Source organism: Mesorhizobium sp. M4A.F.Ca.ET.022.05.2.1, from assembly GCF_003998845.1.
Taxonomy (GTDB): domain Bacteria; phylum Pseudomonadota; class Alphaproteobacteria; order Rhizobiales; family Rhizobiaceae; genus Mesorhizobium.
The window spans coordinates 1-3,063 of record NZ_RZOJ01000562.1 but is presented as its reverse complement, the minus strand read 5'-3'; the positions used below and the strand labels follow the sequence as shown (position 1 = coordinate 3,063).

Here is a 3,063-nt window from a genome sequence, read left to right as displayed (position 1 = left end):
AGGAGAATGAGTTCGCCGACGACGTGACGAATGCCCTGGCAAGGATTTTCCCGGACGATCCGCCGCGCTTCCTGGCACGCACGCCGCACGGCTACCACGACAAGGACCTGATCCGCAGCGACCTGGAGGCTGCGGGCTTCTCGCATGTGACGATCGAGACGAGGGCCGAACAAAGCCGGGCCTCCTCGCCGCGCATTCCTGCCGTCGCCTATTGCCAGGGGACACTGCTTCGCAACGAGATCGAGGCCAGGGACGCGGCAAAACTGGAAGCCGCGACCGACTGCGCCGAAGCCGCCATCAGGGACAGGCACGGCAGCGGCGCGGTCGCCGCCAAGATCCAGGCGCATGTGATCGTGGCGATGGCGTAGCGATAGGCCAATCGCCAACGTTGCAGAAAAGGTGCCTTCGGCGAAGCGCTAATCTCCCCCAGGGGGAGATCAGCTGTTTCAACGCCTCAGAACAAGAACGCCGCCGCCGCCGGATCCGGCCCGGTGCGGCCGTCGGCGGAATCCATGCCACGGATGGTCTCCAGGTCGTTGCCGTCCAGCTCGAAGCCGAAGACGTCGAAATTGGCGGCGATTCTTTCCTGGTGGTTCGACTTCGGGATAACGATCAGCCCTTCCTGCAGGTGCCAGCGGATGACGATTTGCGCCACCGACTTGCCGTGCTTCCTGGCGATCCCTTCCAACGTCGGGTCGGCCAGCAGGCGACCGCTGCCCAGCGGGCTCCAGCTTTCGATCTTGATATCGTGCCTGGCATGGAATTCGCGCTTGTCGCGCTGCTGGAAGCGCGGATGCAATTCGATCTGGTTGACGGTCGGCGTCACGCCGGTCTCGCCGATGATGCGCTCCAGATGGTCCTGGTTGAAGTTCGACACGCCAACCGACTTGATGCGGCCTGCCTTCTGGAGTTCGACGAGCGTCTTCCAGGCTTCGACATACTTGCCCTGGCTGGGCACCGGCCAGTGGATGAGGAAGAGATCGATCTGATCGATGCCGAGCTTTTGCATCGTGTCGTCGAAGGCGCGCAACGCGGCGTCGCGCTGGTGGGCACCGTTGCGCAGCTTCGAGGTGATGAACAGGTCGCCTCTCGGCACGCTTGCCGCGCGGATCGCCTCGCCCACGCCTTCCTCGTTGCGGTAGCCCTCGGCGGTGTCGATCAGGCGGTAGCCGGCGTCGATCCCCCAGCGCACCACCTTGGCCGTGACGCCCGGATCGACCTGCCACACGCCGAGCCCGATCTGAGGAATGGTGGCGCCGTCGTTCAGTGTCAGCCGTTCAGGCATGCGTATGTCCTTCTATAATCATATTTGCCCCGCGCTCTATCTAGGCTGCGCTCCCGGCAATGCGAGTCGATGACGCGTTTGTGTATTTGCGGAACGGTCGGCGGCAAAGCGCACACGGCCCATTTCGACCGCACTGGAACTTTCTGCATGGCTAATGTTTTCTTAACCACCAACTCGCAGTCTCGACGGGAGCGCGTTGCAATGGCCTTGCGAAAACGTCTGCTTGGGAGGCGTCATGCCAATTCGTCGAAAAGCTCAGGACGCTGGTATTTTCGATCCGTCCGAACTGGCCTTGCTGGCAAGGGTCTTCGAACGGTTGAAGCTTGAAAGCGATTCCCCCGATCGCCTTGAGGGCCTGGCGTCCCGCATCCTTGCCAACTACATGGCCGGCATCGCCGACGAGGAAGAACTTCTGTCGCTGTCGAAGCAACCGCTGGGACGATAGACGCATCGCGGCGCGCCCGACTACCGGGGCAGCTTCGACGCCTCCCTCGCCCCGAACCGCAAGCCATCCATCAACAGCTTGACCAGCCGCCCCGAGCGGTCGCGCCAGTCGGGCGTGTTAGGCGCGGAGTAGATGCCGCCGAGTGCATGCAGCACGTCGGAGGCATCGACGTCGGCGCGGATCGAGCCGGCGGCGGCAGCCCGCTCGACCAGGCCTTTCAGCGCGCCCGAGACACGCCCGGACGTATCGGAGAACAGTGTCGAGTTGGTGGTGAGCAGGATGCGAAGGCTGGTCGCCAGGCCGCGCTTGGTGCCGATATAGTCGACGAAGCGCTGCATCCACAGCTCCAGCGCGACATCGGCCGGATGTTTTTCCGCCAGTTCCCCGGCTGCGCGACAAAGCCCTTCCACCTCGCGGCGATAGACCACCTCAACCAGATGCTCGCGCGTCGGGAAATGCCGGTAGAGCGTGCCGATGCCGACCCCTGCCCGTTTCGCGATCTCCTCCAGCGAGGCATCGACACCAGCCTCAGCGAAAGCCTGCGCCGCCACTTCGACCAGCCTATCGCGGTTGCGCTGGGCATCGGCGCGCAGCGGCTTTGGCGCGGGCGCGTCTGGCTTCTCGTCGGCGGTCGCTGGCGGCCTTTCAGCCAATTTTGTCTCCACGAGTCGATTGGGGCTTGAACCCGACCGGGTCAGCCCCCACGTAAATAAACGGAGGCGCCTCCGTTTTAGTGGAGCAGCTTTATCATATAATCAGGGGGACCGATATGTCACGTGTTGAGAGCGTAATCTCCCCCCTCGAGGGGGAGATGTCGCCAAAGGCGACAGTGGGGGTCGGTTCGACCGGGCGCGACCTGCCGCGGCAGATAGAGGTTGGCGCTCTTTGCGAGACGACCCCCTCTGGCCTGCCGGCCATCTCCCCCTCAAGAGGGGAGATTAACACGCTCCCGTCACCCTTGCCCCTGCCCTCCCAAGCCCCATTTCCATCCGCCTAGCGTCCAGCAATTGGAGCCCGACGCCCCATGAATGACCAAGTCACCATCAGTCCGACCACGCTTTCCCTCCACCTCACCATCAACGGCAGCGACCACACTCTCGACATCGAGCCGCGCGTGACGCTGCTCGACGCGCTGCGTGACCGGCTCCACCTCACCGGCACCAAGAAGGGCTGCGACCAGGGTCAGTGCGGCGCCTGCACCGTGCATGTCGACGGCGAGCGCGTGCTTGCCTGCCTGACTTTGGCGGCGCAGGTCGAGGGACGCGACATCACCACCATCGAGGGGCTTGCCGACGCGGACGGCACGCTCAACGCCGTGCAAGCCGCCTTCCTC

Annotated in this window: 4 protein-coding genes and 1 pseudogene; 3 read left to right on the top strand and 2 right to left on the bottom strand. The window is 64.0% G+C overall.

Translation table 11 applies throughout. The features are described from left to right. A pseudogene (locus EN745_RS32710) lies at positions 1–368 on the top strand (SAM-dependent methyltransferase); the annotation flags it as partial. 86 nt (positions 369–454) lie between these two features. Here the strand turns inward: EN745_RS32710 and EN745_RS32705 are convergent. Then, on the bottom strand, positions 455–1,285 hold the full coding sequence (locus tag EN745_RS32705; RefSeq protein ID WP_127423157.1) for an aldo/keto reductase: 831 nt from the start codon (positions 1,283–1,285) through the stop codon (positions 455–457). 235 nt (positions 1,286–1,520) lie between these two features. On the opposite strand from EN745_RS32705, the gene EN745_RS32700 reads away from it, so the two are divergent. Then, the gene (locus EN745_RS32700; RefSeq protein WP_126055331.1) at positions 1,521–1,730 is read left to right on the top strand and encodes a hypothetical protein; all 210 of its coding nucleotides are present in this window, start codon (positions 1,521–1,523) and stop codon (positions 1,728–1,730) included. Positions 1,731–1,750: 20 nt separating this feature from the next. Here EN745_RS32700 and EN745_RS32695 read toward each other — a convergent pair whose 3' ends face one another. After that, positions 1,751–2,383, bottom strand: a complete 633-nt coding sequence (locus EN745_RS32695) for a TetR/AcrR family transcriptional regulator (protein WP_126055332.1) — start codon at positions 2,381–2,383, stop codon at positions 1,751–1,753. 371 nt (positions 2,384–2,754) lie between these two features. Between EN745_RS32695 and EN745_RS32685 the strand changes: the two genes are divergently transcribed. Further along, the coding region (locus EN745_RS32685; RefSeq protein WP_189363234.1) for a 2Fe-2S iron-sulfur cluster-binding protein at positions 2,755–3,063 on the top strand (309 nt) is incomplete at its 3' end.